This is a genomic window from Luteimonas vadosa (assembly GCF_039543545.1).
Lineage (GTDB): Bacteria > Pseudomonadota > Gammaproteobacteria > Xanthomonadales > Xanthomonadaceae > Luteimonas > Luteimonas vadosa.
The window spans coordinates 534993-561904 of sequence record NZ_BAABJY010000002.1 but is presented as its reverse complement, the minus strand read 5'-3'; the positions used below and the strand labels follow the sequence as shown (position 1 = coordinate 561904).

25 protein-coding genes are annotated in these 26912 nt (G+C 68.6%); 18 read left to right on the top strand and 7 right to left on the bottom strand.

What is annotated here, in order from left to right; genetic code table 11:
* Positions 1 to 19: 19 nt before the first annotated feature.
* The 4 genes from rpsR to ABD970_RS08450 all read right to left on the bottom strand — a co-directional run bounded on the left by rpsR (position 20) and on the right by ABD970_RS08450 (position 3207).
* Complete coding sequence (rpsR, locus tag ABD970_RS08465) at positions 20 to 250, bottom strand: 30S ribosomal protein S18 (RefSeq protein WP_345295054.1); 231 nt, start codon at positions 248 to 250, stop codon at positions 20 to 22.
* An 11-nt stretch (positions 251 to 261) separates the two neighbouring features.
* On the bottom strand, positions 262 to 702 hold the full coding sequence (gene rpsF / locus ABD970_RS08460; RefSeq protein WP_345295053.1) for a 30S ribosomal protein S6: 441 nt from the start codon (positions 700 to 702) through the stop codon (positions 262 to 264).
* Positions 703 to 975: 273 nt separating this feature from the next.
* The gene (locus tag ABD970_RS08455; RefSeq protein WP_345295052.1) at positions 976 to 2757 is read right to left on the bottom strand and encodes a DUF885 domain-containing protein; all 1782 of its coding nucleotides are present in this window, start codon (positions 2755 to 2757) and stop codon (positions 976 to 978) included.
* A gap of 108 nt (positions 2758 to 2865) precedes the next feature.
* Complete coding sequence (locus tag ABD970_RS08450) at positions 2866 to 3207, bottom strand: HesB/IscA family protein (protein WP_345295051.1); 342 nt, start codon at positions 3205 to 3207, stop codon at positions 2866 to 2868.
* Positions 3208 to 3298: 91 nt separating this feature from the next.
* Here ABD970_RS08450 and asnS point away from each other — a divergent pair, with 91 nt between their 5' ends.
* From asnS to ABD970_RS08360, 18 genes are all read left to right on the top strand, one after another.
* Positions 3299 to 4699, top strand: coding sequence for an asparagine--tRNA ligase (asnS, locus tag ABD970_RS08445; RefSeq protein WP_345295050.1), 1401 nt, complete (start codon positions 3299 to 3301; stop codon positions 4697 to 4699).
* Positions 4700 to 4705: 6 nt separating this feature from the next.
* On the top strand, positions 4706 to 5008 hold the full coding sequence (locus tag ABD970_RS08440; protein ID WP_345295049.1) for a hypothetical protein: 303 nt from the start codon (positions 4706 to 4708) through the stop codon (positions 5006 to 5008).
* Positions 5005 to 5325, top strand: a complete 321-nt coding sequence (locus ABD970_RS08435) for a hypothetical protein (protein WP_345295048.1) — start codon at positions 5005 to 5007, stop codon at positions 5323 to 5325. The genes ABD970_RS08440 and ABD970_RS08435 overlap by 4 nt, the downstream gene beginning before the upstream one ends.
* Before the next feature lie 9 nt (positions 5326 to 5334).
* Positions 5335 to 5955 (top strand): FMN-binding negative transcriptional regulator, encoded by a 621-nt coding sequence (locus ABD970_RS08430; RefSeq protein ID WP_345295047.1) that lies wholly within the window; start codon positions 5335 to 5337, stop codon positions 5953 to 5955.
* Positions 5956 to 5966: 11 nt separating this feature from the next.
* Entirely contained in the window at positions 5967 to 6752 is a 786-nt protein-coding gene (locus ABD970_RS08425; RefSeq protein WP_345295046.1) for an SDR family oxidoreductase, read from the top strand.
* 190 nt (positions 6753 to 6942) lie between these two features.
* Positions 6943 to 8316, top strand: coding sequence for an MBL fold metallo-hydrolase RNA specificity domain-containing protein (locus tag ABD970_RS08420; protein WP_345295045.1), 1374 nt, complete (start codon positions 6943 to 6945; stop codon positions 8314 to 8316).
* Positions 8317 to 8323: 7 nt separating this feature from the next.
* Positions 8324 to 9061 (top strand): sulfite exporter TauE/SafE family protein, encoded by a 738-nt coding sequence (locus ABD970_RS08415; RefSeq protein ID WP_345295044.1) that lies wholly within the window; start codon positions 8324 to 8326, stop codon positions 9059 to 9061.
* 152 nt (positions 9062 to 9213) lie between these two features.
* Positions 9214 to 10638: an aldehyde dehydrogenase gene (locus tag ABD970_RS08410; protein WP_345295043.1), complete on the top strand. Its 1425-nt coding sequence runs from the start codon at positions 9214 to 9216 to the stop codon at positions 10636 to 10638.
* 27 nt (positions 10639 to 10665) lie between these two features.
* Entirely contained in the window at positions 10666 to 11331 is a 666-nt protein-coding gene (gene can / locus ABD970_RS08405) for a carbonate dehydratase (protein WP_345295042.1), read from the top strand.
* Positions 11328 to 11762 carry a RidA family protein gene (locus ABD970_RS08400; protein WP_345295041.1) on the top strand — a complete coding sequence of 145 codons (435 nt, stop codon included), beginning with the start codon at positions 11328 to 11330 and terminating at the stop codon, positions 11760 to 11762. Before can ends, ABD970_RS08400 begins: the two co-directional genes overlap by 4 nt.
* 2 nt (positions 11763 to 11764) lie before the next feature.
* Positions 11765 to 12721 carry a sodium-dependent bicarbonate transport family permease gene (locus ABD970_RS08395; protein WP_345295040.1) on the top strand — a complete coding sequence of 319 codons (957 nt, stop codon included), beginning with the start codon at positions 11765 to 11767 and terminating at the stop codon, positions 12719 to 12721.
* Positions 12722 to 12809: 88 nt separating this feature from the next.
* On the top strand, positions 12810 to 13340 hold the full coding sequence (locus ABD970_RS08390) for a 3-hydroxyanthranilate 3,4-dioxygenase (RefSeq protein ID WP_345295039.1): 531 nt from the start codon (positions 12810 to 12812) through the stop codon (positions 13338 to 13340).
* 15 nt (positions 13341 to 13355) lie between these two features.
* Positions 13356 to 14381, top strand: a complete 1026-nt coding sequence (locus tag ABD970_RS08385) for an amidohydrolase family protein (RefSeq protein WP_345295038.1) — start codon at positions 13356 to 13358, stop codon at positions 14379 to 14381.
* A 130-nt stretch (positions 14382 to 14511) separates the two neighbouring features.
* Complete coding sequence (kynU, locus tag ABD970_RS08380) at positions 14512 to 15789, top strand: kynureninase (RefSeq protein ID WP_345295037.1); 1278 nt, start codon at positions 14512 to 14514, stop codon at positions 15787 to 15789.
* Entirely contained in the window at positions 15786 to 17162 is a 1377-nt protein-coding gene (locus tag ABD970_RS08375) for an FAD-dependent oxidoreductase (protein ID WP_345295036.1), read from the top strand. The genes kynU and ABD970_RS08375 overlap by 4 nt, the downstream gene beginning before the upstream one ends.
* A gap of 70 nt (positions 17163 to 17232) precedes the next feature.
* Positions 17233 to 18681, top strand: a complete 1449-nt coding sequence (gene sbcB / locus ABD970_RS08370; protein ID WP_345295035.1) for an exodeoxyribonuclease I — start codon at positions 17233 to 17235, stop codon at positions 18679 to 18681.
* A 36-nt stretch (positions 18682 to 18717) separates the two neighbouring features.
* Positions 18718 to 19404, top strand: a complete 687-nt coding sequence (locus ABD970_RS08365; RefSeq protein ID WP_345295034.1) for a DUF2461 domain-containing protein — start codon at positions 18718 to 18720, stop codon at positions 19402 to 19404.
* 117 nt (positions 19405 to 19521) lie between these two features.
* Complete coding sequence (locus ABD970_RS08360; RefSeq protein WP_345295689.1) at positions 19522 to 20046, top strand: DUF2939 domain-containing protein; 525 nt, start codon at positions 19522 to 19524, stop codon at positions 20044 to 20046.
* Between the two features lie 37 nt (positions 20047 to 20083).
* On the opposite strand, the gene ABD970_RS08355 is transcribed toward ABD970_RS08360, so the two are convergent.
* The 3 genes from ABD970_RS08355 to ABD970_RS08345 all read right to left on the bottom strand — a co-directional run bounded on the left by ABD970_RS08355 (position 20084) and on the right by ABD970_RS08345 (position 26895).
* Entirely contained in the window at positions 20084 to 20995 is a 912-nt protein-coding gene (locus tag ABD970_RS08355; protein ID WP_345295033.1) for a 5'-nucleotidase, read from the bottom strand.
* 70 nt (positions 20996 to 21065) lie between these two features.
* Positions 21066 to 21836 (bottom strand): NAD kinase, encoded by a 771-nt coding sequence (locus ABD970_RS08350; RefSeq protein WP_345295032.1) that lies wholly within the window; start codon positions 21834 to 21836, stop codon positions 21066 to 21068.
* An 82-nt stretch (positions 21837 to 21918) separates the two neighbouring features.
* Positions 21919 to 26895: an NAD-glutamate dehydrogenase gene (locus tag ABD970_RS08345; protein WP_345295031.1), complete on the bottom strand. Its 4977-nt coding sequence runs from the start codon at positions 26893 to 26895 to the stop codon at positions 21919 to 21921.
* Between the last annotated feature and the right edge of the window lie 17 nt (positions 26896 to 26912).

Here is a 26912-nt window from a genome sequence, read left to right as displayed (position 1 = left end):
GCGAAGGGAGCAAGGTGCATCAGACGTTGTGGTTGTCGGTGTACGGGATCAGGGCCAGGAAACGCGCACGCTTGACGGCAGTGGCGAGCTGGCGCTGGTACTTCGACTTGGTGCCCGTGATGCGGCTGGGCACGATCTTGCCGTTGTCGGTGAGGTTCTGGCGCAGGGTGTTGAGATCCTTGTAATCGATCTCCTTGACGCCCTCGGCCGTGAACTTGCAGAACTTGCGGCGGCGGAAGAATTTGGACATGTCTGGGCTCCTCAGGCGGCTTCGGCGTTGTCGTCGGACTCATCGTCCGAGGAATCGTTGTCGTCGGCCTTCGCGCCGTCGTCGTTGTCGCGGCGCTTGCGCTCGGTGCGCTCGGGCTTGTCGCCCTTGTCGTCCTTGTTCTTCATGATCAGCGACTGCTCCGTCTCGGCCTCGTCGCGGCGCATGACCAGGTGGCGCAGGATCGCGTCGTTGAAACGGAAGGTCTCGACCAGCTCGTCGAGAACCGCCTGGTCGGCTTCCATGTTGAAGAGCACGTAATGGGCCTTCACCAGGTTGTTGATCGGGTAGGCCAGCTGCCGGCGGCCCCAGTCCTCGAGCCGGTGGATCTTGCCGTTGCCGCCCTCGATCAAGCCCTTGTAGCGCTCGATCATGGCCGGCACCTGCTCGCTCTGGTCCGGATGGACCAGGAACACGACTTCGTAGTGACGCATGTTGTTTCCTTGTGGATATCGGCCGGCGGCGCAGGCGCCGCGGGCCCGGATAGCCCCCGGCGAATCCGGACGGATGCCGTGGGGCAAGGGCTTCGCACGGGCCAGGGACCCGCAGGAAGCCGGAAATTATGGCAGGTTCAATGGCTTGGAGGCAAATCGCCCGTCCGGGGTAACCCTTCGGGGACGACCTGGACGGGGGCCGCCGCACGGGGCATCAACCCTTCGACACCGCCGGAGGTCCGGCGGCTTGTCTCCCCTGCCCTGTCCCTCCGCCTAGGGCTGGCGGGCGCGCTGGTCCACCCAGGCGTCGATATGGGCCTCCAGGACGTCCAGCGGGACGGACCCGATCGCGAGCACGGCGTCGTTGAAGTCCCTCAGGTCGAATTTCCCTCCCAGGCGCTTGCTGGCCCGTTCCCGGAGTTCGGAGATCTTCAGCTGGCCGATCTTGTAGGCCAGGGCCTGCCCGGGCCAGCCGATGTAGCGGTCGATTTCGTTGACGATGTCCTGCTCGGTCTTGGGCGCGTTGTCCATGAAGTAGGCGATGGCGCGGTCACGGCTCCAGCCCTTGCTGTGCATGCCGGTATCGACCACCAGGCGAACGGCGCGCCACATGTCATACGCCAGTTGGCCCATGCGGTCGTAGGGGTCGTCGTAGAGGCCCATGTCGTAACCCAGGCGCTCCGCATACAGGCCCCAGCCTTCTCCGAAGGCGGTGAAGCCGCCCCCTCGCCGGAATTTCGGGACTTCGGCCAGCTCCATGCTCCGCGCATATTGGAAGTGGTGTCCCGGCACTGCCTCGTGCAGCGAAAGCGCCATCATTTCCCACTTCGGGCGCACTTCGGGCCGGTAGAGGTTGACGTAGTAATAGCCCGGGCGGGTGCCATCTAGGGCGCCCGGCTGGTAATAGGCCGTCGTGGTGTCGGGCGCGATGTTGTCGGGGATCGGGCGGACGCCGTACGGCAGGCGCGGGATGATCCGGAAGACCTTCACCAGTTCCGGGTCGATGCGTTTCGACATCGCCTGGTAGGCCTCCAGGAGCGATTCGGGCGACTCGTGGAAGAACCTGGGATCGGTGCGCAAGTGGTCGAAGAATTCGGGCAAGCCGCCCTCGAAGCCGACCTCGCGGCGGACCTGCTCCATCTCGCCGCGGATGCGTGCCACCTCCTGCAGGCCGATGGCATGGATCCGGTCGGCGGTCAGGTCCGTGGTGGTGAATGTCGCGGCGAGGAAGTCGTAGTAGGCCTTCCCGTCGGGAAGGTCGGCCGCGGCGATGGTCTCGCGGGTCGCCGGCAGGTATTCGTCCACGAAGAACGCCTTGAACCGGCGATACGCGGGGATGATCTGGCCGGAGATCACCTCGCGCGCCTCTGCCTGCAAAGCTGCCCTTTCGGCGGCGGGCAGGTCCGCCGGCATGTCGGCGAAGGCCTTGTAGAACGGGCTGCTGGCGGGATCTTCGACGATCTGCGCGTTCACCTGGTCCGGGACGCGCTGCATCAGCACGCGCGGCGGGACGTTCCCGGCGGCGGCCCCCTCCCGCAGCAATGCCGTGGTGTCGGCGACCTGCCGTGGAATGGCCCGCATCCGCGCAAGCCAGTCGCGGTAGTCCTTCGCCGAACGGAACCTGAGGACCTCGGCGATGTTCTCGGCGTTCTGGATCCCGCCGCGCTGGCTGACCGCGCGCTGGAACTCCTTGTACTTCTGCCGCTCGACCGCCTTGCGCTGTTGCCACAGGAACACGTCGTAGCTTAGCCGGTCCTCGACCGAGAGGGCCGAGCGGTCTATGGCCTCCAGCCGCGCCAGGACGGCCCGGTCCTCGGCCTGGCGGCGCTCGATGGCAGCGAGGCTGATATCGGTCCAGCGGTCGTTGTAGCGGTCGTCGCCCCGGTAGGTTGCCGTTTCCGGCGATTCGCGCATGTCGCGCTCCCATTCGGCGTCGAACAGGGCGTGTAGCGCGATTGCCTGGGCATTGCGTGGCGGTTGGCCGGCGTCCTGCGCCTGCAGCGGGCCGGCGGCGAGCAACAAGTAAAAGGCGACGGACAGCAGGACTCGGATCATTGCGGGCTCCCCGGGGACGGTCTCCGGGAGTCTAGCGGCATCGCGGCCAGCGCTCCCGGCCGGGCCGGGAGGGGTCGCCGGGGCCCTGTGGCCACCCTACGAAAAGCCTCAGGCAGCCTTGTCGGCGTCCGTGGTGAAGCTCTCGCCGCACCCGCACTCGGCCGAGACATTCGGGTTGCGGAACACGAACTGCTCGTTCAATCCCTGCTTGAGGAAGTCGATCTCGGTGCCATCGACCAGACCCAGGCTCTCCGAGTCGACGTGGATGCGCACGCCATCCTGTTCGAAGACGGTGTCCCCTTCGCGCGACTCGCGCGCCAGGTCGACGACGTAGCTCCAGCCCGAACATCCGGTGCGGCGCACGCCGAAACGCAGGCCCAGCGCGTCGCTGGACTCGGCAAGATAGCTCTGGACGCGGCTCAGCGCGGCGGGGGCAAGACGGATCGGCATGGGACAATTCTACCCGGTGGCGTGCGGGGGTTCGGTAAACTGCACGGAACGACCCTCCCTATCTCGGTTCCCCTCTGCAAGGATTCAAGGCATGACGGTGGTCAGCGTCGAACATGCGCTCGCGGGCAGGCTGCCCGTCGGGGGCGAGGTCACCGTCCGCGGCTGGGTCCGGACCCGGCGCGACTCCAAGGCGGGGCTGAGCTTCATCAACGTGAGCGACGGCTCCTGCTTCGCCACCATCCAGGTGGTGGCGCCCGACACCCTGCCCAACTACGAATCCGAAGTGCGCCGCCTCAGCGCCGGGTGCGCGATCAAGGCCAGCGGCACGCTGGTGGAATCGCAGGGCAAGGGCCAGGGCTTCGAGATCCAGGCCGACGGCGTCGAGGTGGTGGGCTGGGTGGAAGACCCGGAGACCTACCCCATCCAGCCCAAGGCCCACTCGCTGGAGTTCCTGCGCGAAGTCGCGCACCTGCGGCCTCGCACCAACCTGTTCGGGGCCGTCACCCGCATCCGCCACAGCCTGGCCCAGGCCGTGCACCGGTTCTTCCACGAGCGCGGCTTCTACTGGGTCAACACACCGATCGTCACGACATCCGACGCCGAAGGCGCCGGCCAGATGTTCCGGGTCTCCACGCTGGACCTGGCCAACCTGCCTCGCGGCAAGGATGGCGAGGTCGATTTCGGGCGGGACTTCTTCGGCAAGGAAACCTTCCTCACCGTCTCCGGCCAGCTCAACGTCGAGGCGTTCTGCCTGGCCTTGTCGAAGGTCTACACCTTCGGCCCGACCTTCCGCGCCGAGAACAGCAACACCACACGGCACCTGGCCGAGTTCTGGATGATCGAGCCGGAAATCGCGTTCGCCGACCTGGCCGACAACGCCGACCTGGCCGAGGATTTCCTCAAGTACCTGTTCCGTGCAGTGCTCGCCGAGCGAGCCGACGACATGGCCTTCATCGCCGAGCGCGTGCAGAAGGATGCCGTTGCCCGGCTGGAAGCCTTCGTCAACGCGCCGTTCGAGCGCATCGATTACGGCGACGCAGTCAAGCTGCTGCAGGAGTCCGGGCAGAAGTTCGAATTCCCGGTGGAATGGGGCCTGGACCTGCAGACCGAGCACGAGCGCTGGCTGACCGAGCAGCACGTGGGCCGCCCGGTGGTGGTCACCGACTACCCAGAGCACATCAAGGCCTTCTACATGCGCCTGAACGACGACGGCAGGACGGTCGCGGCGATGGACGTCCTGGCACCGGGCATCGGCGAGATCATCGGCGGCTCGCAGCGGGAGGAGCGGCTGGACGTGCTCGACCAGCGCATGGCGCAGTTCGGCCTGGATGCCGAGCATTACGGCTGGTACCGGGATTTCCGGCGCTATGGCACCGTGCCGCACGCCGGGTTCGGCCTCGGTTTCGAGCGGCTGGTGGTCTACGTCTGCGGCCTGTCCAACATCCGCGACGCGATCCCGTACCCGCGCGCGCCCGGCCACGCGGAGTACTGAGCCCCCGTGATCCTGTTCCTCGCCCTGCTCTGCGTCGCCATGGCGATCGCCGGCGCCTGCGCCTTCGTCATCTTCTGGCCCCTGGCGCTGGTGCACCTGCGCGACCGGCACCCCGCCGTCCGTGCTCGGCTGGGTCCTGGCGCGTTCCTGCATCCAGCGGCCTTGTGGTGGCTGCTCAGCGGCCGCTACCGGCAGACGCCCGATCCGCAGTTCACCGGACTCGCGACACCGGCGATGCTCTCGCTGTCCACCATCGTGCTCGGCCTGATCGGCGCGGGCCTGCTGTGGCTATGGTCGCTCGCCGCATGAGCGACGCTACGCACCCTTACGTCGACGAGCAATGGTGGCTGGCCAGCCTTGGGCGCACCGTCGTGTGGGCACGCTTGCGGATCAGGCCCGGGGGCACCGCCGAAGTCTTCGACAGCGACGGCAACACCCTGGGCTACGACAGCGAGGACAGTGCCCGCGCGATGCTCATGGACGCGGAGTTCGTGGCCTTCGAGGGCCTCGATGCCGAGGATGCCCTGGCGCGCGGGTTCGCCCTGGACGAGTTGCAGCCACCGCAAGCCGACGACGACGCCAAGCTCCGCCCCCGCATGCTCCAGTCGCTGGGCGTTCGTGCGTAGACGCCGGCCATGTACACACCCCGTGCCTACATGGAGACCGACCTCCGGCTTCTCGACAGCCTCCTGGAGGCCGATCCGTTCGTGACACTGGCCACGGTCGACGAGCAGCGAAAGCCCTTCGTGAGCCACCTGCCCGTGCTGTACCGGCGGGATGGCGACGATGTCCTGATGGAGGGGCACTGGGCTCGCCCGAACCCGCAGGCCATCGGACCCGAGGAAGCGTTGCTGGTCGTGCATGGTCCCCATGCCTACGTGTCCCCGAGCTGGTATCCGGACCATGATGCGCAGGCGCGGGTCCCGACTTGGAACTACGCTGCAGCGCACTTGACCGGCCGCCTGGAGCGTTTCGACGACGAGGATGCGCTGGGTGACCTGGTGGCCCGTCTGAGCCAGCGCTTCGAGACCACCGCCGGTGGCGGCTGGAAGTACCAGCACGACCGGGAAGACCAGCGCCGGCAGCTACGCGGTATCGTCGGCTTCCGGTTTTTCCCGTCCACCATCCAGTTGAAGGCCAAGCTCAACCAGAACCACCCCGAGTCGAACCGGCGCGCGGTCGTCGCTGCGCTGGAGGCGCAGGAAGGCGACGATGCCCGCGCGGTTGCGGCCTTGATGCGTGCACGCACCCCCTGAGGAGTATTGCGATGGACCTGGATCTCACCGGCAAGCACGCCCTGGTCTGCGGCGGATCCGACGGGATCGGTCGCGCCGCCGCGCACGAGCTGGCCCTGCTGGGCGCCCGTGTCACGGTGCTCGCCCGGCGCGCCGAGGTGCTGGAAGAGGTCGCCGCTGCCCTGCCCCGCGCCGAAAGCCAACGCCACGGATCGATCGCGGCCGACATGGGCGACCTGGCGGATTTGCGGGACAAGATCGATCGGCTGGCCGCCGGCGACCCGGTCCACATCCTGATCAACAACACCGGTGGCCCCCCGGGCGGCCCCGCGCATGCGGCGGCGGCGGGTGATTTCCTGGACGCCTTCAACCGGCACCTCGTCGCCGGCCACGCGCTGGTGCAGGCGGTCCTGCCCGGCATGCGCGCCGCGCGTTGGGGGCGCATCGTCAACGTCATCTCGACGTCGGTGCGCGAGCCCATCCCCAACCTCGGCGTCTCCAACACGGTGCGCGGCGCGGTCGCCAGCTGGGCCAAGACGCTCTCGCGTGAACTCGCCGCCGACGGCATCACCGTCAACAACGTGCTGCCCGGCTTCACCGAGACCCGCCGCATCGACCAGATCCTGCGCGACCGCGCCGCCAAGGAAGGGCGGAGCGAGGAAGAAGTGGCCGCGAGCCTGCGCGCCGCCGTGCCCGCCGGGCGATTCGCCAGGCCCGAGGAAACCGGTGGCGTGATCGCCTTCCTGTGCTCACCCGCGGCGGCCTACGTCAACGGCGTCAGCCTCGCGGTGGACGGCGGCCGCATGCAGTCGATCTGAGCGCCGCAACCCGGCGTCCTGCCGTGACGCGTCACCTGCCACCGGGGTGGCCTGCGCGCGGTTGCCGCCCGTTCGCCGCGCCTGCCCGACTCCGGCTCGATGCTGCGGACGCGCGCGCCCCGGCGACCCGCTCGCCGCGTACCGGCAACCGCGTGTTACGGTCGGATGGCCCATTCCAGACGGGAAGGCCATGCAGGTCGAGATCCACGGGGCGGCCGGCGGGGTCACCGGCTCGATGCACCTGGTCCGCGGTGGCGGCTCCCGGGTGCTGCTGGACTGCGGCATTTTCCAGGGCCACCGCGACGCGCAGGCGCGCAATGCCGCCGCGTTTCCCTTCGATGCGGCCGGACTCTCGGCGCTCGTCCTGAGCCACGCCCACCTCGACCACATCGGACGCGTCCCGGTACTTTGCCGCGCCGGCTATGCCGGCCTGATCCATGCCCAGGAGGCCACGGCCTCGCTGCTGCCGATCATGCTCCACGACTCCGCCGGGATCGCCGAGTCCGACGCCGAACGCGCCAACCGCAGGCGGCGCAAGGGCGAGGAGGCCGTGGTTCCACTTTTCACCCATGCCGATGTCGACACCGTGCTGTCTCGCCTGCGACCTCTGTCCTACGACGAGCGGCGCGAGGTCGCGCCCGGGGTGACGGTGCGCCTGCGCGACGCCGGCCACATCCTGGGGGCCGCGATCGTCGAGGTCTGGGCCGACGGCCGCAAGCTGGTGTTTTCCGGCGACCTCGGGCCGACGGGCACGCCGATCCTTCGCGACCCGGTCGCGGTGGGCGATGCCGACCTGGTCCTGCTCGAGTCCACCTATGGCGATCGCGAGCATCGCGACCGCGATCGTACGGTCGGCGAGCTGGGCGAGATCCTCGAGACGGCGTGGCGGAGCGGCGGCGTCGTGCTGATCCCCGCATTCGCGGTCGGGCGCTCGCAGGAGCTCCTGTACCGGTTTGCCGCGCAGGCGGACGCCTGGCAGATGGATCGCTGGCGGATCTTCCTCGACAGCCCCATGGCAGCCAAGGTGGTGGATGTGTACGCGCGCCACCAGGACCTCTTCGACGCCGAAGCCAGGGCGGTCTGGTCCCAGCGCCCGTCGCCGTTCGAGATGCCCAACCTGCGCATGACCCGGACTACCGAGGAGTCCATGGCCATCAACCGCCTCGCCGGCGGCGCGATCATCGTCGCGGGATCCGGCATGGCGACCGGCGGCCGCATCCTGCACCACTTCCGCCACCGGCTCGACCGGCGGGAAACCCACGTCATCTTCGTCGGCTACCAGGCCGAGGGCACGCTCGGCAGGCGGCTCGTGGATGGCGCACGCTGGGTGCGGATCCACGGCAGCGACATCCGCGTCAATGCGCAGGTGCACACCGTCGGCGGGCTGTCCGCGCACGCCGGGCAGCAGGCCCTGCTCGCCTGGTATGCCAATTTCAAGGCGAGGCCGCCGCTTGCGCTGGTCCACGGCGAGGAGCGCGCCCGCGAGGCACTGGCGGGCGAGGTCCACGAGCGGTTCGGCGTGACGGCTCGCCTGCCGCTGCCCGGCGACGTGCTGGACGTCTGACGGCCCCGTGTCCGGACTCGAGCGAAGCCTGGTCTTCCTGGCCCTGGCGCTGCTCGCTGAGGTCGCCGGGACCGTCGGCGGCTTCGGCTCCTCGGTGTTCTTCGTGCCCATCGCCAACCTGTTCTTCGCCTTCGAGGCGGTACTCGGCATCACCGCGCTTTTCCATCTCGCCAGCAACCTGAGCAAGCTGGGCATGTTCCGCGGCGGCATCGATCGGGGGCTGGTGCTGCGGATCGGCGTGCCCTCGATCCTGTTCGCGGTCGGCGGTGCCTACGCCACCGCCCACGTGCCGACCCGCGGCCTCGAGGTCGCACTGGCCGTATTCCTGATCGGTTTCAGCGGCTGGATGCTGATGCACCCGGAATGGTCGGCACGCCCGACCGCCAGCAACGCGGTGCTGGGCGGGGCCGTATCCGGCGGCATGGCCGGCCTGGTCGGCACCGGCGGCGCCATTCGCGGGCTGACGCTGGCGGCATTCGCGCTGCCGAAGGAGGTCTTCGTCGCGACCTCGGCCGGGATCGACCTCGGCATCGACCTGTCCCGATCCATCGTCTACTACCGCAACGGCTACATGCGCGGACTCGAGCTGGCGTGGATCCCCGCCCTGGTCATGGTCGCCGTGGTCGGCACCTGGCTCGGACGCGGGCTGCTGCGCCATGTGCCGCAACAGCGGTTCCGCCAGCTCGCGCTCGCGATGGTGGCCGGCATCGGCATGTTGACGCTCTACAGCGCGATTCGTGGCTGAAACATCCGCGACGCGGGTCCGTTCCGTCGATGGCGCGGGAGCGCGCATTGCGCCGGCCCCGTGCCACGACCAGGGCCGTCGCGTCGCCCCTCGACCGCCGCATGCGGCGTCCCCGGGTGTCGGCCATCGGGCCCGGCCGCTAAGCTAGGCGGATGCGGCAGTTCACCCACTGGATCGACGGCAAGGCCTGCGCGCCCGGAGACGGTGCCTGGCTGGACGTGTCCGAGCCCGCGAGCGGGTCGATCTATGCCCGCGTCGCTGCCGGCACGGCTGGCGACGTGGCCGCGGCGGTCGACGCGGCGGCGGCGGCGTTCCCGGGCTGGTCCGCGCTGCCGAATTCCGCGCGCTCGCACTGGCTGGAGACGCTCGCGGCCGCGCTGGAGGCGCGGGCCGACGACTTCGCGCACGCGGAATCCCGCGATGCGGGCAAGCCCTACCGCCTTGCGCGCGACGTCGAGATCCCGCGCGCCGTCTCCAACCTGCGCTTTTTCGCCCATGCGGCCACGCAGTTTTCGAGCGAGTCGCACCACGGCGAGGCCGGCCTCAACTACACCCTGCGGCCGCCGCTCGGCGTCGTCGGCACGATCTCGCCCTGGAACCTGCCGCTGTACTTGCTGACCTGGAAGGTCGCCCCGGCACTGGCGGCCGGAAATACCGTGGTCGCGAAGCCATCGGAGGTGACGCCGGCCACGGCCACCCTGCTCGGCGAGCTGGCCGCCGGGGTCGGCATGCCGCCCGGCGTGCTCAACATCGTCCATGGCGAGGGCCCCGTGGTCGGCGAGCACCTCGTGACCCACCCTGCCGTGCGGGCGATCTCCTTCACAGGCAGCACGGCCGTGGGCCGACGCATTGCAGGCGTCGCCGGCCCACTGCTGAAGAAGGTCTCGCTGGAGCTTGGCGGCAAGAACGCCACCCTGGTGTTCGCCGACAGCGACTGGGAGGAGCACCTGGACACCCTTGTGCGCTCCGCTTTCCAGAACAGCGGGCAGATCTGCCTCTGCGGCTCGCGCATCCTCGTCGAGCGCACGATCTGGGCGCGCTTCCGGGACGCGTTCGTGGAGCGTGCCGCGGCCCTGCGCGTCGGCGACCCGATGGATCCGGACGCACAGCTGGGCCCGTTGGTGTCACAGGCGCATTTCGACAAGGTCGTCGCGGCGATCGCGCGCGCGCGCGCCGAGGGCGCCCGGATCCTGTGTGGTGGCGCGCCGCTGGAGCGGCCCGGCTGGTTCGTCCCGCCGACGGTCGTGGACGGACTCGACGCAGCATGCGCGACCAACACCGAGGAAATCTTCGGGCCGGTCGCCACCTTGCAGCCCTTCGATTCCGACGCCGACGCGCTGCACATGGCCAATGCCGGCGACTACGGGCTCGCGGCATCCATCTGGACCCGTGACCTGTCGCGCGCCCACCGGCTGGCCAGGGACGTCCGTGCCGGCGTCGTCTGGATCAACACCTGGATGATGCGCGACCTGCGCACCCCCTTTGGCGGCACCGGCCAGTCGGGCCTCGGCAGGGAGGGGGGCGCGGAAGCCATGCGCTTCTTCACCGAGCCCCGGAACGTCGGCATCGCCCTCTGACTCCACGCAGCACCGAGAACGATACCCATGGCCAAGCTCGAGGAACTCCTGCAACGCAACCAGCGCTGGGCAGCCCAGGCGCTTGCTCGCGACCCGGATTTCTTCACCCAGCTCTCAGGGCAGCAGACGCCGCAATACCTGTGGATCGGCTGCGCCGACAGCCGGGTGCCGGCGAACCAGGTCGTGGACATGGCGCCGGGCGAAATCTTCGTCCACCGCAACGTCGCCAACGTCGTCGTCCACTCCGACCTCAACTGCCTGTCGACCATCCAGTTCTCGGTCGAGGTCCTGAAGGTCAGGCACATCATCGTGTGCGGACACTACGGTTGCGGCGGCGTGAAGGCAGCGCTCACCGGCGCCCGCATCGGGCTTGCCGACAACTGGATCAACCACATCGGCGACGTGATCGCGCGCCACGACGGCGTCCTCGCGCCGATCGGGGACGAAGAGGCCCGGTTGCGCGCGGCCTGCGAACTGAACGTGATCGAGCAGATGTTGAATGTCTGCCGCACCACGCCGGTCCGCGACGCCTGGTCCAAGGGCCAGCCCCTGACCGTGCACGCGTGGATCTATGGGCTCGACGATGGACTGGTCAAGGAATTGGGCTTCGGCGCCGATGGCCCGGATGGGCTGATGGCCGACTATGACGATGCGATCGCGGCCGTGGCGGCTCGCGCGGGCGGCGACGCATGACCGACTCGATCCGTGCCGACGGCGCACCACGGCCCGTCGGGGCCTACCCCCACGCCCGGCGGGTCGGCGACCTGCTGCTTCTTTCGGGGATCGGGCCGCGCGATCCGCGCAGCGACGCGGTGCCCGGAAACGTCCTCGACGCCGATGGCCGCGTCGTCGCCCACGACATCGCCGCCCAGACGCGCTCCGTGTTCGCGAACGTCCGCGCCGTCCTCGAAGCCAGCGGCGCGCGGTGGGAAGACCTCGTGGACGTGACCGTATACCTGACCGACATGGCCGATTTCGCCGAGTACAACCGCGTGTGGGCGGAATATTTCCCCGATCCGGCGACCGCGCCGTGCCGCACCACGCTGGCCATCACCGCATTGCCCACCCCGATCGCCATCGAACTCAAGTGCGTCGCCGTCGCGCCCGGCGCGGGAAATCGCTGACCGTGGAGCTCCTCCTGCTCAACCTCGCGTCGCCGGTCGTGCTCGCGTTCGCGCTGGGCCTGGTCGCCCGTGGCGTCCGCAGCGACCTCGCCATCCCGCCGGCGATCCAGGTCTACCTGTCGATCTTCCTCCTGCTGGCCATCGGCCTGAAGGGTGGCGTGGCCTTGCGCGGGCAGGATCCCGGGGTGCTGTTGCTGCTGGTCCTGGTGACCCTGGCCGCCGGCACGGCCACCACGTTCAGTGCGTACGCGATCACCCGCGCAAGCCTGCGCGACAGCCGCCTGGACGCGGCCGCCATGGCGGCCCACTACGGGTCGGTGTCCGCGGTGACCTTCATCGCCGCCAACCAGTTCATGGAGCGCAGCGGTGCGCCCGCCGAGGGGGTGATGGTCGCCTTGCTGGTGGTGCTCGAAGTCCCCGCGCTGCTGATCGGCCTGGCGATGGGGCACCGCGCCCAGGGTGGGAAGTCCGAGTCCCACCACACGCTGCGCGAGGTATTCACGGGCAAGACCGCAATCCTGTTGCTCGGCGGGCTGGCCATCGGTGCGATCACCGGGCCGGCCGGGATCAAGGCGGTGGATGCCATGTACTTCGCGCTGTTCCAGGGCGTGCTGATGCTGTTCATGCTCGACATGGGCATGACCGCGGCCGGCCGCCTCGCGGCGTTGAGGCATGGCTGGTGGCGACTCGCGCTCTTCTCCACGCTGCTGCCGCTGGCGCATGGCATCGTCGGCGTGCTGGTCGGGCATGCCTGCGGCCTGTCGCCGGGCGGCGCGGCCGTGTTCGGCACGATGCTGTCCAGCGCGTCCTACATCGCGGCGCCGGCGGCGGTGCGCGCGGGCTTGCCCGAGGCTGACGTGGGGCGCTGCATCACCGCCTCTCTAGGAATCACGTTCCCGTTCAACCTCGCGATCGGCATCCCGTTGTACGCCGGATTCGCGTCCTGGCTGGCGGCGTGATTCCCCGCTGACGCCGACGCCCGTACGATGGGCAGTCGTGCCCAGGCCCCAGGGCCCGTTCAACACCCGCTTCAGGAGGCGTCCCGCCATGCTCCCAGCTCCCTTCAACCTCGAGGCCTGGATCGACGAACACCGGCACCTGCTCAAGCCGCCGGTAGGCAACAAATGCGTCTACGACGGCGACTTCATCGTCATGGTCGTCGGCGGTCCCAACCAGCGCACCGACTACCACTGGGACGAGGGTCCGGAGTGGTTCTACCAGCTCGAGGGCGAGATGATCCTGCGCATCCAGGAAGACGGCCGCCCCCGCGACATCCCGATCAAGGCGGGCGAAACCTTCCTGCTGCCCCCGCGCGTGCCCCATTCCCCGCAACGCGCCGCCGATTCGATCGGCCTGGTGATCGAGCGCAAGCGCCTGCCGCACGAGGACGACGGCCTGATGTGGTTCTGCGAGCGCTGCAACCACAAGCTCTACGAGGAGTTCTTCTTCCTCGAGGACATCGAGCAGGACTTCCCGCCGCTGTTCGACCGTTTCTACTCGTCGCAAGCCCATCGCACCTGCGACAACTGCGGGCACCTCAATCCCGCGCCATCCAAGTACACCATGCCGGACACCTGAGGCGGGCAAAGACGCATGCTGAAGATCGACATCCACGCCCACTACCTGCCGCGCGACTGGCCGGACCTCGCGCGCAAGTACGGCGAGCAGCGCTTCCCGGTGATCCACCATACCGACGATGGCCGCCATCGCATCTACAAGGACGGGCGCTTCTTCCGGGAGATCTGGTCCAAGACCTGGGACGCGCAGGAGCGGATCGACGACTACTCGCGCTTCGGGGTGCAGGTGCAGGTGATCAGCACGGTGCCTGTGATGTTCAGCTACTGGGCCAAGCCGCACCACGCACTCGAGCTGCACCAGGCGCTCAACGACCACATGGCCGAGACCTGCCGTGCGCATCCGCGCCACTACGCCGGCATCGGCACCGTGCCGTTGCAGTCGCCGAGGTTGGCGGTGCAGGAACTGGAGCGCTGCGTCGACCAGCTGGGGCTGCAGGGAGTGCAGATCGGCTCGCACGTCCACGGCCCGGAAGGCGCGCATTGGAACCTCGATGCGCCGGAGCTGTTCCCGTTCTTCGAGGCCGCCGCCGACCTGGGCGCTGCGATCCTGGTGCACCCCTGGGACATGATGGGCACCGACACCATGCCGAAGTACTGGCTGCCCTGGCTGGTCGGGATGCCGGCGGAGCAGTCGCGCGCGGCATGCAGCCTGGTCTTTGGCGGCGTGCTAGAGCGCCTTCCGAAACTGAAGGTCTGCATGGCCCACGGTGGCGGCGCCTTCCCCTACACCATCGGCCGCATCGAGCATGGCTTCAACATGCGTCCGGACCTGGTGGCCACCGACAATCCGAATAATCCACGGGATTACCTGCAGCGCATGTATTTCGATTCCTGGGTCGCCGATCCGCGGGCGCTGCAATACCTCATCGACACCTGCGGCACCGAGCGGGTGATGCTCGGCACCGACTACCCCTTCCCGCTGGGCGAGCAGGAACCCGGTGCCGGCATCGCCGAACTCGGCCTCGACGAACCCGGGCAGGCGCGCCTGTACCACGGGACCGCGCTGGAATGGCTGGGGTTGCCGAAATCGAGGTTCCAATGACGTCGTGCGGCGTTGACGCCGGATGGCGCCTCGGGGCCGGCGGGCAGGGCGCGTTGTGCCGGTGTCCGGCGTGCGCCCCATCCTCCGCCGCCTGCCATCGTGCGAACACGACCGAGGGCAGGCCACCCCGATGACCGATTGGCATTCCGACGAATACGCCCAGGCGCAGGACGCCGCGGATCCCCTGTCCGCGCTGCGCGAAGAGTTCCTCGTCCCGCGCCACCAGGGTCGCGACATGGCCTATTTCTGCGGGAATTCGCTGGGCCTTCAGCCCAGGGCCGCACGCTCGCACGTGGAGGAAGTCCTGCAGAAATGGGCGACCGAGGCGGTCGAGGGCCACTTCACCGGCCGTGCGCAATGGATGGACTACCACGCCCTCGTGCGCGCCCCGCTCGCCGAGGTCGTCGGCGCCGAGGCGTCGGAAGTGGTGGCGATGAACTCGCTCACCGCCAACCTCCACCTCATGCTGGTGAGCTTCTACCGTCCGACCCGGGAGCGGCCCGCGATCCTGATGGAAGCCGGGGCATTCCCCTCGGACCGGTACGCGCTTGAATCGCAGGTGCGCTTCCATGGCTTCGATCCGGCCACCGACCTGATCGAACTGGCGCCCGACGCGGCCGACGGCACGATCTCGATGGCGGCGATCGAGCGCGTCTTCGCCGAGCACGGCCACCGCATCGCCCTCGCCTGCTGGCCCGGCGTGCAGTACCGCACCGGACAGGCCTTCGACCTCGCGGAGTTCACCCGGTTGGGGCATGCGGCAGGCGCGATCGTCGGGTTCGATTGCGCGCATGCCGCCGGCAACCTGCCTTTGGCGCTGCACGACAGCGGCGCCGACTTCGCGGTGTGGTGCCACTACAAATACCTGAACTCCGGGCCGGGCGCCGTCGCAGGCTGCTTCGTGCATGCGCGGCATGCGCGCACCGACCGGCCGCGATTCGCAGGCTGGTGGGGGCATGTCGCAGAGACCCGGTTCCGGATGGGACCGGAATTCGTGCCGACGCCGGGTGCCGACGGCTGGCAATTGAGCAATCCGCCCATCCTGGGCCTGGCCCCCTTGCGCGGATCACTGGAAGTGTTCCAGCGCGCCGGCATGCACGCGCTGCGGGAACGCTCCAAACGGCTGACCGCCTACCTCGAACGCCTGATCCACCAGCGGCTGGACGACGTGCTCGCGATCGTGACCCCCGCCGATCCCGACAGCCGAGGCGCGCAGCTGTCCCTGCGAGTGGCCGGCGGTCGCGAGCGAGGGCGCGGGTTGTTCGAATACCTTGCCGCGGACGGCGTCCTGGGCGACTGGCGCGAACCCGACGTCATCCGGATCTCGCCGGCGCCCTCCTACAACACCCATGCCGACATCCTGCGCTTCGTGCGTGCCGTCGAGGCTTGGCGCGGGGCAGGCGCATGACCGATCGCCGCCTCACCATCGTCGGTGCCGGGCTCGCGGGCGCATTGTTCGCCGCGTTGCTTGCGCGCAAGGGCTGGCAGGTGGACGTCTTCGAAAAGCGCGGGGACCCGCGGGTTAAGGGGTACGAGGGGGGACGATCGATCAACCTCGCGCTGGCCGAACGCGGCTTGCATGCGCTGAAGCAGGCCGATGCCGATGGGCCGGTCATGGCGCAGGCCGTGATGATGCGAGGGCGCATGGTGCATTTCCTCGACGGACGCGTCGAACTGCAGCGCTACGGGCGCGACGACTCCGAGGTGATCTGGTCGGTGCACCGCGGCGACCTCAACATCACCCTGCTGGACATCGCCGAGCGCGCCGGGGCCAGGCTGCACTTCCACCGTGGCTTCGTCGATGCGGATTTCGACGGATGCGTGGCCCGCTATCGCGACGGCCGCGACGGACATGTCGAAGCCGTGCCCTTCGTCGCGCTGGTGGGTGCCGATGGCGCCGGATCGCAACTGCGCGCCGCCATGGATGCCTATCGCCCCGTGGGGGAACGTTCGGAATTCCTCGACCACTCCTACAAGGAGCTGGAGATCCCCCCGGCGCCGGGCGGCGGATTCAGGATCGAACCCAATGCCCTGCACATCTGGCCCCGCGGTCGTTACATGTGCATCGCCCTTCCCAACGACGAGAAGACGTTCACGGTCACGCTGTTCCTGCCCAATGAAAGCCCTGGTGACGACGTCCCGAGCTTCGCAAACGTGCGCAGTCCGGCGGAGGCACGCGCCTTGTTCGAGCGCGACTTCCCCGATGCCCTGCCCTTGATCCCCGCGCTCGAGCAGGATTGGGCACGCAACCCGCCCGGATTGCTCGGCACGCTCACGCTGGAACGCTGGCACCTGGACCGCCGGGCGGTTCTGGTCGGCGACGCCGCCCATGCCATGGTGCCGTTCCATGGCCAGGGGATGAACTGCGCGTTCGAGGATTGCGTCGACCTTGCACGCCGGCTGCAGGGAGAAGACGACCTGGGCAGCGCCTTCGCCGCCTTTGAGTCCGCACGCAAGCCCAATGCGTCGGCGATCCAGCGCATGGCGCTGGACAACTACCTGGAGATGCGCGACCGCGTCGACGACCCGGACTTCCTGCTGCAACGCGCCCTGGAGCAGGTACTGCAGGAGCGCCACCCCGGTCGCTTCATCCCGCACTACGCCATGGTCACCTTCATGCGCATCCCCTACGCCCTCGCCCTGGCGCGCAGCGAGATCCAGCGGGTGATCCTCGAGGAAGCGACCGAAGGGGTGGCGGCGCTCTCCGAGGTGGACCTCGCGGCAGCTGATGCCGCGGTGCTGGAGTCGCTGCCCCCCTTGCAGGACGCCGCGCCTCCATGAACCGGGCGGCCAGCCGCAAACGATGCCGTCGCAACGGCTGACGACAACGAATCGCCGAGCCCGCAACCAGATGCCTGACAGCTTCCTCTTTTACGATCTCGAAACCTTCGGCACCGATCCGCGCCGCAGCCGAGTCGCCCAGTTCGCCGCGATCCGGACCAACCCGGCGCTCGAAGAGGTCGAAGCGCCCGTGGAGTTCTTCGTCCAGCCCGCGAACGACCTCCTGCCCTCCCCCGAGGCGACGCTCGTCACCGGCATCTCCCCGCAGACGGCGCGCGCCAGGGGCGTGCCGGAAGCCGAGGCATTTGCCCGGATCTTCGACGAAATGGCGCGGCCGGGCACCTGCAGCGTGGGCTACAACTCGCTGCGCTTCGACGACGAGTTCATCCGCCACGGGCTCTACCGGAACTTCTTCGACCCCTACGAGCGCGAGTGGCGCGGCGGCAACTCGCGCTGGGACCTGCTCGACGTGCTGCGCCTGGCGCATGCGTTGCGCCCGGAAGGCATCCAGTGGCCCAGTCGCGAGGACGGCGCCACGTCCTTCAGGCTGGAGCACCTGGCCACCGCCAACGACGTGCGCATCGGCGAGGCCCACGAGGCGCTGTCGGACGTGCGCGCCCTCATCGGCATGGCACGCAAGCTCAGGCAGGCCCAACCCAGGCTATGGGAATACGCGCTGCGCCTGCGGGACAAGCGCTTCGCCGGATCGCTGCTCGACACCATGGCGATGGCACCCGTGCTGCATGTCTCGCAACGCTATCCGGCGTCGCGCCTCTGCGCCGCGGCCGTCTTGCCATTGGCACGGCATCCGCGGATCGACAGCCGTGTCATCGTCCTCGACCTCGACAGCGACCCGCAGGCCCTGCTCGACCTGGAACCCCAGGCCATCGCGGACAGGCTCTACGTCCGCGCCGCCGACCTGCCCGAGGGCCAGTCCCGCATCCCGCTGAAGGAAGTCCATCTCAACCGTTGCCCGGCGCTGGTCCAGTGGGACCACCTGCGTCCTGACGATTTCGCGCGGCTCCAGATCGATCCCCGGCAGGCCTTGTCGCGTGCCGACGCGCTGCGTGCAGCCGGACCTGGCCTGGCGGAGAAGGTACGGCAGGTGTTCGCCGAAGGCCCACGGCGCGAACCCGCCGATCCCGACGCGGCCCTGTACGACGGCTTCGTCGGCGATGGCGACAAGCGCCGATGCGCGGACGTCCGCGCAACGCCGCCGCGGTCCCTGGGCTCCCGCGACTTCGGTTTCCAGGATGCGCGCCTGCCCGAACTTTTGTTCAGGTACCGGGCGCGCAACTGGCCCGACAGCCTCGACGCCGGTGAACGGGTGCGCTGGGATGCGTATCGCGAGACCCGGCTGCGTGGCGAAACGGGCTTGTCGGAATTGAACTTGCGACAGTTCCGGGCGCAGGTCGCCGGGCTGAAAGCCGCGCCGTCCGGCGACGCGAGCCGGTCGACCCTGCTTGACGAACTCGCGGCCTGGGCGGACGAGCTGGAAGCCGGGCTGCCGCGCGCCTGACGCCCCCCTCAATCTCCTCGTCGCCCCGGACATGCCATGGCCGCCTACTTCACCGACAAGTCCTTCAAGTTCCTGCGAGACCTGGCACGGCACAACGAGCGTGCCTGGTTCCATGACCACAGGGACGACTACGAAGCGCACGTCCGCGCGCCGTTCCAGCGGCTGCTCGTGGACCTGCAACCGGAACTGCACGCGCTCAGCCCGCATTACCGGGCCGAGCCCAAGCCGGTCGGCGGCTCGCTGTTCCGCATCCATCGCGACACGCGATTCGCCAACGACAAGTCCCCCTACAAGTCCTGGCAAGGCGCGCGACTGTTCCATGAGCGGCGCAAGCAGGTGCCGGCACCGTCGTTCTACATCCACCTGCAACCGGGACGATGCTTCGTCGGTGCCGGCCTGTGGCACCCCGACACCCAGACGCAGCGCAGGGTGCGGCAGTTCATCGTCGACAATCCCGCCAGCTGGAAGGCCGCCGCGCATGCGCCCGGCTTCCGCCGGCGTTACACGCTGGAAGACAGCGAGATGCTGGTGCGCCCGCCGCGCGGATTTCCGCCGGACTTCGAGTTCATCGACGACCTGAAGCACCGGAACTTCGTGGCGTCGCGCGACATCGAGGATCGCGTGATGGGGGGGCCACGGCTGCGCCAGGTGCTGGCGAAGGACCTGCAATCGCTGGCGCCGTTCGTCGACTACCTGTGCGCCGCACTGGACCTCGAATTCTGAGGCCCGACACACGCACCAGCGAAGGACCGGCCTCCGGGGCCTGCCCGCGCCGTCCTGGCGATCGCGGCGGCTTCTACAATGGCGCCAATGGCTTCCGGGAGAGTCCCTTTGAAGAAGATGATCTGGCTGTCGGCTGCCGTGCTCGCGATGCTGCTCGCGTATGCCGCCGCTGGCCCCTACCTGGCGATCAATGCCATCCGCGACGCCATCAAGACCGAAGACACCCGCGCGCTGGCCGCGCAGGTCGACTTCCCGGCGCTGCGCACCAGCCTCAAGGCCCAGCTCACCGACCATGTGGTGCGCGAAGCCGGCCCGGGCGTGCAATCCAGCCTGCTGGGTGCGTTCGGCCTGCGGATGGCCACGGGACTGGTGGGAGGCGCGGTCGATGCGATGGTCACGCCGCTCGGCCTGGGCGCCCTGATGGAAGGCCGGAAGGTGTGGAACCGCGGCATCGGCATCAAGCCTCCCTCGCGGGATGATACCGAGGCGCAGCCGGAGCCCCTTCGCGACGCAGTGCAACGCTACGAGTCGCCATCGCGCTTCACCGCCACGGTACAGGACGATTCCGGGCGGCCGATCGTGTTCGTCCTGACCCGCAAGGGCCTGCGCTGGAAGCTGTCCGACATCCGCCTGCCGCTGTAGCGACGCGACGCCACCGGACCGGCAACACCCAGGTCGGCTACAGGTTGGAGATACCGTGGGGCACGTGGCCGGTGGTCACGTGTTGCCGCGCCGAATCGATGTTGTGCTGCGAGTCGTCGAAGAAGATGTCCGCGCCGAAGGCATCCAGGAACGGTCCCTTGGAACGGCCGCCGAGGAACAGTGCCTCGTCCAGGCGGACGTCCCAGGCCCGCAGCGTGCGGATCACGCGTTCGTGTGCCGGGGCGGAACGCGCCGTCACCAGGGCCGTCCGGATCGGCGAGGCATCGCCGGGCGGATAGGCCGCCTGCAGCCGGTGCAATGCGTCGAGGAAGCCCCGGAACGGCCCGCCGGAAAGCGCCTGCCGGGCCCGCTCCGTCTCGTGCCGGTGGAAGGCCTCGATCCCGCTCTCGCGGGATACCCGCTCGCCCTCGTCGTCGAAGATCACGGCATCGCCGTCGAAAGCGATGCGCAACTGGTCATGGCGGTGGGCCGGCGCCTTGGCAGGCAGGATGGTGGCCGCCGCGACCCCGTTCTCCAGCGCCAGGCGGACCGACTCGGGGTTGGCGGACAGGAACAGCTGCGCACCAAACGGCTTGATGTAGGGCCAGGTATCGGCGCCCGAGGTGAAGCTGGCCCGGGAAATCGCCAGTCCGTGATGCTGGATGGAGTTGAAGATGCGCAGACCCGTGTCCGATGAGTTCCGGGACAGCAGGATCACCTCCACCCGGGGCGCGTCGGTCGCGGCGCCGTCGTTGAGCGCGAGCAGCTTGCGCACCAGGGGAAAGGCGATCCCCGGGTCGAGGATGTCGTCCTCGTGCATGCGCTGGTGCTCGGCGTACGCCTCGATCCCGCTTGCTTCGAACAGGCGATGGCTGTCCTCCAGGTCGAACAACGCCCGGGAGGAAATCGCGACGGTCAGGGGGCCGGAGGTCTGGAGGGGGGTGTCCACGCGCCCACGATACCGCCCAAGCGTCTCTCCGGGTGCGACGCGACGCCAGGCCAGCCACCCCCGGCCCGGGTCAAACCACGAACTGCTCGCTGAGGATCCGTTCCTCGAGGTTGTGCTCGGGATCGAACAGCAGGGTCACGGTCCGGTCGCGCGACTCACGGATGGTGACCTCGACCACGTCGCGCACCTCGTGCGAGTCGGCGGTGGCGCTGACCGGGCGCTTGTACGGGTCCAGCACGCGGAACCGGACCTCGGTGTCGGCCTTGAGCAGGGCGCCGCGCCAGCGCCTGGGACGGAATGCCGCGATCGGCGTCAGCGCGACCACGCTCGAACCCAGCGGCAGGATCGGCCCATGCGCGGAATAATTGTAGGCAGTGCTGCCGGCCGGGGTCGCGAGCATGACGCCATCGCACACCAGCTCGTCCAGCCGGGTCTGGCCGTTGAGCTCGATGGCAAGGTGCGCGGCTTGCCGGGTTTGCCGCAGCAACGACACCTCGTTGTAGGCCAGCGACCCGGTGCTGGTGCCCGACTCGGAGAGCGCAACCATTTCCAGGGGTCGAAGGACGGCCGGCTCGGCGGCGTCCAGTCGCGCGTTCAGGTCCGGTTCGCGATGCTGGTTCATGAGGAAACCCACGCCACCATGCTTCATGCCGTAGACGGGCTTGCCCAGCGCGCCATGGCGATGCAGGGTCTGCAGCATGAAGCCGTCGCCGCCCAGCGCGCAGAGCACGTCGGCGGCCTCCGGCGGGTGCTGGCCGTAGGCATCGACCATCGCGGACAGGGCCGCCTGCGCGTCGTCGGTCTGGCTGGCGAGGAAGGCGATGCGGCGTTCGCTGCTCATGCCCGGAGGATAACCCGGGGACCGCGCCCGCGCCCCCGGGCCGGGCGGCCACCCTCGCGCCGCCCGTGCCCTGGCCTGGACGTCAGTCCTGCGACGTCGTCAGCTGCTCGAGCCGGCGCACGGCGACCGAAGCGATCGGGTAATCCAGTGTCTTCTTGCTGGCCAGTTCCTCGAGCATGTCCAGGGTGAAGCGCAGCGTCGGGTCGTCACGCTCCATCCACTGCTGGACCTTGGTCGCGGCATCGCTCCCTGGCATGGACAGGACCTGGGCGACGATCGCCCGGTGCTGGACGGCCAGTTCGTCGCGCAGCACGCCGCGTGCGATGGCGTGCCAGCGGCCTTCCACGTGGAGCGCATCGATCTGCTCGAGCAACCAGGGCAACCTGAGCGCCTCGTCGATCCGGAAGTAGACCTTGGCCACTTCGACCGGATCGCGCTTGCGCTGGCGCGCGAGGTCGATGATGTCCGGACACGCGTTCAGGTACGGCAGTGCCGCCAGCTGGCCGCCCAGGGGCGCCGGCATGCCCTTGGCCTTCCACTCGCGTTGCGCGGCCTCGTAGGCCGGGCGCATCGAGTCGGGCAGGATGCCCTCGCCCGCGCGGATGGCGACGAATCCGTCGTGGTAGCGGTCCACCGCGGCGGCGATCGCCGGGATGTGGCCCGGCCTCGACAGCAACCAGCGCGTGAAACCGCGTTGCAGCGACCAGATGACCTGCAGCGCGTCGATCTGCACCGACTCGGCGACCTTGCCGTCGAGCGCGTCGATCTGCGCCCACAGTTCACGCGCGTCGAGCGTCTCTCGGGTGATGGTGTAGGCCTTGGCGACCTCGCCGGTCGTGCGCCCGCTGTCCTCGCGCATGCGCATGAGGAACGTCGCGCCCATCCGGTTGATGGTCGAATTGGTCACCGCGGTCGCGATGATCTCGCGCTTCAGCCGATGCTGCTGCATCTGCTTGGCGTATTTCTTCTGCAGCGGCTCCGGGAAGTAGCGTTCCAGCTCCTTGCACAGGTACGCGTCCTCGGGCACGTCGGAGTCCACCAGCTCCTGGAAGGTCACCAGCTTGGCGTAGGACAGCAGCACGCTCAGTTCCGGGCGCGTCATGCCCAATCCCCGGGCCTTGCGGTCGGACAACTCGGCGTCGGACGGCAGGTACTCGAGCTGGCGGTCCAGCAGGCCCCTGGATTCCAGCGTGCGGATGAAATGCTGCTTGGAGCCCAGCCGCGGCACCGACATGCGCTCCATCAGGCTGATCGCCTGGTTCTGTCGGTAGTTGTCGAAGAGCACAAGCTCCTCGACCTCGTCGGTCATCTCGACGAGCAGCTGGTTGCGCGCCTTGAGCGTGAGCTTCTTCGCCTTGACCTGCGCGTTGAGCAGGATCTTGATGTTGACCTCGTGGTCGGAGGTATCGACGCCCGCGGAGTTGTCGATGAAGTCGGTGTTGAGCAGCACGCCGGCCTGGGCGGCCTCGATCCGGCCGAGCTGGGTCAAGCCGAGGTTGCCTCCCTCGCCCACCACCTTGCAGCGCAGCTGGTGCCCGTCGACGCGGATGGCGTTGTTGGCACGGTCGCCGACGTCGGCATGGCTTTCGCTGCTGCCCTTGACGTAGGTGCCGATGCCGCCGTTCCAGAGCAGGTCGACCGGCGCCTTGAGGATGGCGGCGAGCAGCTCGTTGGGCGACATGGCCTCGGTGCCCTCGGGCAGGTCCAGCGCCGCGCGGACCTGCGGGGTGATATCGATCGACTTCAGCGTGCGCGCGTGGACCCCACCGCCCTTCGAGATGAGCTTCTTGTCGTAGTCCTCCCAACTCGAGCGCGGCAGCTTGAACATGCGTGCACGCTCCTTGTACGACCGGGCCGCATCCGGATCGGGGTCCAGGAAGATGTGCCGGTGGTCGAAGGCCGCGACCAGGCGGATGTGCCTGGACAACAGCATGCCGTTGCCGAACACGTCGCCCGACATGTCGCCGATGCCCGCGCAGGTGAAATCCTCGCGCTGGCAATTGCGACCCATGGCACGGAAATGGCGCTTGACCGACTCCCACGCGCCCTTGGCGGTGATGCCCATGGCCTTGTGGTCGTATCCGACCGATCCGCCGGAGGCGAAGGCGTCGCCCATCCAGAAATCGTGTTCGGCCGCGATGCCGTTGGCGATGTCCGAGAACGTGGCGGTGCCCTTGTCGGCCGCGACCACCAGGTACGGGTCGTCACCGTCATGGCGGACCACCTTTTCCGGGGGCACGACCTTGCCGTCGACCAGGTTGTCGGTGATGTCCAGCAAGGCGTTGATGAACATCGAATAGCAGGCGATGCCTTCGGCCTGCACGGCATCGCGATCCCCGTCCAGCGGCGGCTTCTTGACGAAGAATCCGCCCTTCGCCCCGACCGGCACGATGACCGTGTTCTTGACCATCTGCGCCTTGACCAGTCCCAGGACCTCGGTGCGGAAATCCTCGCGACGGTCCGACCAGCGCAGGCCGCCGCGCGCCACCGGCCCGAACCTCAGGTGCACGCCCTCCACCCGCGGGGAATACACGAAGATCTCGCGGTAGGGCCGCGGCTTGGGGAGGTCGGGGACCTTGGACGAGTCGAACTTGAAGCTGATGTAATCCTTGAACCCGCCGTCCTTGCCCCGCTGGTAGTAACCGGTCCGCAGGGTGGCGTCGATGGCGCTGGCGAAGCTGCGCAGGATCCGGTCCTGGTCGAGGCTGTCGACCCGGTCCAGCAGGACGCGCAACGCCCGCTTGGTGGCTTCGTACTGCTCGACCCTGTCGCTGCTGCGCGCCTTGACCAGGGGTTCGAGCACCGACATGACCGCGGAGTCGCCCCTCGCGAGATTCTCCAGCTGCGCCCGGAGCCGGTCGGCGCCGTCGGTGATTTCCTGTTCCGACTCCCGCCCCGTCGCCGGGTCGAAGCGCGCCTCGAACAGTTCAACGAGCAGCCGCGACAGCAAGGGATAACGCCCCAGCGTTTCCTCGATGTAGGCCTGCGAGAACGAGATCCCGGCTTGCTGCAGGTACTTCGAATAGCCGCGGAGCATGGCCACCTGCCGCCACGCCAGCCCGGCATCGAGGATCAGCCGGTTGAAGCCGTCGTCCTCGGCCCGCCCACGCCACAGCTGGATGAATGCCTCGACGAACTGCGGTCCGTACCGCTCCACGTCGATCTCGCCGCGGATCGACTGGACCTCGAAGTCCTGGATATAGGCCGGCGTCAGCAGGCCGTCCCCGGTCGCGTACTCGATCCGATGGGGATGCTCGGAGATGACCCGCAGGCCCATGTTCTCCATCATCGGCAGCACGTCCGACAGCGGGATGTCCTCCTGCAGGCGGTAGAGCTTCAGGCGCAACGCGCCCTGGCCGGGCAAGCGCCTCGGTGCCATGTACAGGCTAAGCCTGAGGTCGTGCGAGTCATCGAGCGCGGCGAGCTGCTCGACGTCGTTGGCCGCGACCTGCGGGGTGGCCAGCTCGATGTAATTGGCGGTCAGCGCCCGTGCGAACCGGTCGGAGAGCGCCAGGCCCTCGGCCTCGCCATGCCGCGACACGAGCACGTCGCGCAGGTCGTCCTTCCAGTTGCGCACGATCGCGGCGAGCTCCGAATCCAGCAGCCCCTGGTCGACATCGACGTTTTCGCCGGCCCTGGGGCGGACGATCAGGTGCAACTGGGCCAGCGGCGACTCGCCCACGGAGACATTCGTGTCGACCTGGTCGGCGTTGAGCGCGCGCTTGAGCATGTCCTCGATGCGCAGGCGCACGTCGGTGTTGAACCGCTCGCGAGGGATGTAGGCGAGCACCGAATAGAAGCGGCCGTAGCGGTCACGGCGCAGGAACAGCTGGCTGCGCACCCGCTCCTGCAGCCCGAGGATGCCGGTGGCGACCCGGTACAGCTCCTCGGCCGTCGACTGGAAAAGCTCGTCGCGCGGAAGTGTCTCCAGGATGTGCTTGAGCGCCTTGCCGCTGTGGCCGGTCGCCTCGAGGCCGGATTCCCGCATCACGTAGTCGAAGCGCTTGCGCACGAGCGGGATGTCCCAGGGCCGGCGGTTGTAGGCGCTCGAGGTGTACAGGCCGAGGAATCGCTGCTCGGCCACCGGCTTGCCCGCCTTGTCGAAGGTCAGCACGCCGATGTAGTCCATGTAGCCCGGGCGGTGGACGCTGGAGCGGGAATTGGTCTTGGTCAGGATCAGCGCATCGACCGAGCCCGAGCGCGCGATGTAGTGCGCGGCGAGCGACTTGAGCGGGCGCGGCTTGCCGTAGTCCTCGCCGCGCAACAAACCCAGGCCGCTGCCCTCGACCGCGCGCAGGACTTCCTCGCCCTTGTTGCGGTTGACCAGGTATTCGCGGTAGCCGAAGAAGGTGAAGTGGTCGTCCGCCGCCCAGGACAGGAAATCGTGCGCCTCGCGGCGTTCCTCGTCGCTGATCGGCATCTGCCGCGTGGCGATGTCCTCTGCGACCTCGAGCATCTTGGCTCGCATCGGCTTCCAGTCAGCGACGATCGCGCGCACGTCGTCGAGCACCGCCTGGATCCGGGTCTCGATTCCAGTCGTGTCGTCGGCGGACTGCCGGTCGATCTCCAGGTGCATCAGCGATTCGGGCTCGCCCTCGCCTACGGCCAGCAGCTTTCCGGCCTTGTCGCGCCGCATGCGCACGACCGGATGGCCCAGCACGTGGACACCGATGCCCATTTCGGCCAGGGCCATGGTCACCGAATCGACCAGGAAGGGCATGTCGTCGTTGACGATCTGCAGCACCGTGTGCGGCGATTCCCAGCCGTCGGCCTTCATCGCCGGGTTGAACAGGCGCAGGTTCGCCTTCCCCCGCTTGCGCTTGCGCGCGAAGTCGAGGAAGTCGTTCGCCAGGGCAGCCCATCCCTCGGCGCTGTGCAGCGGCATCTCGTCTTCCGTCAGCCGCCGGTAGAAGCTCGCGGCGAAGGTGCAGGCATCCTCGCCCTGGGACTTGCCGGCGATCTTGCGGATGGCGGTGAAAATCGGGTCGAGCAACGCGTTCCGGGGGCGATCGGAGGCGCGGTCAGCCGCCTTGCGGCGGGCGGGGGTCTTGGCGCTCATGGGAGAACAGGTTCCGT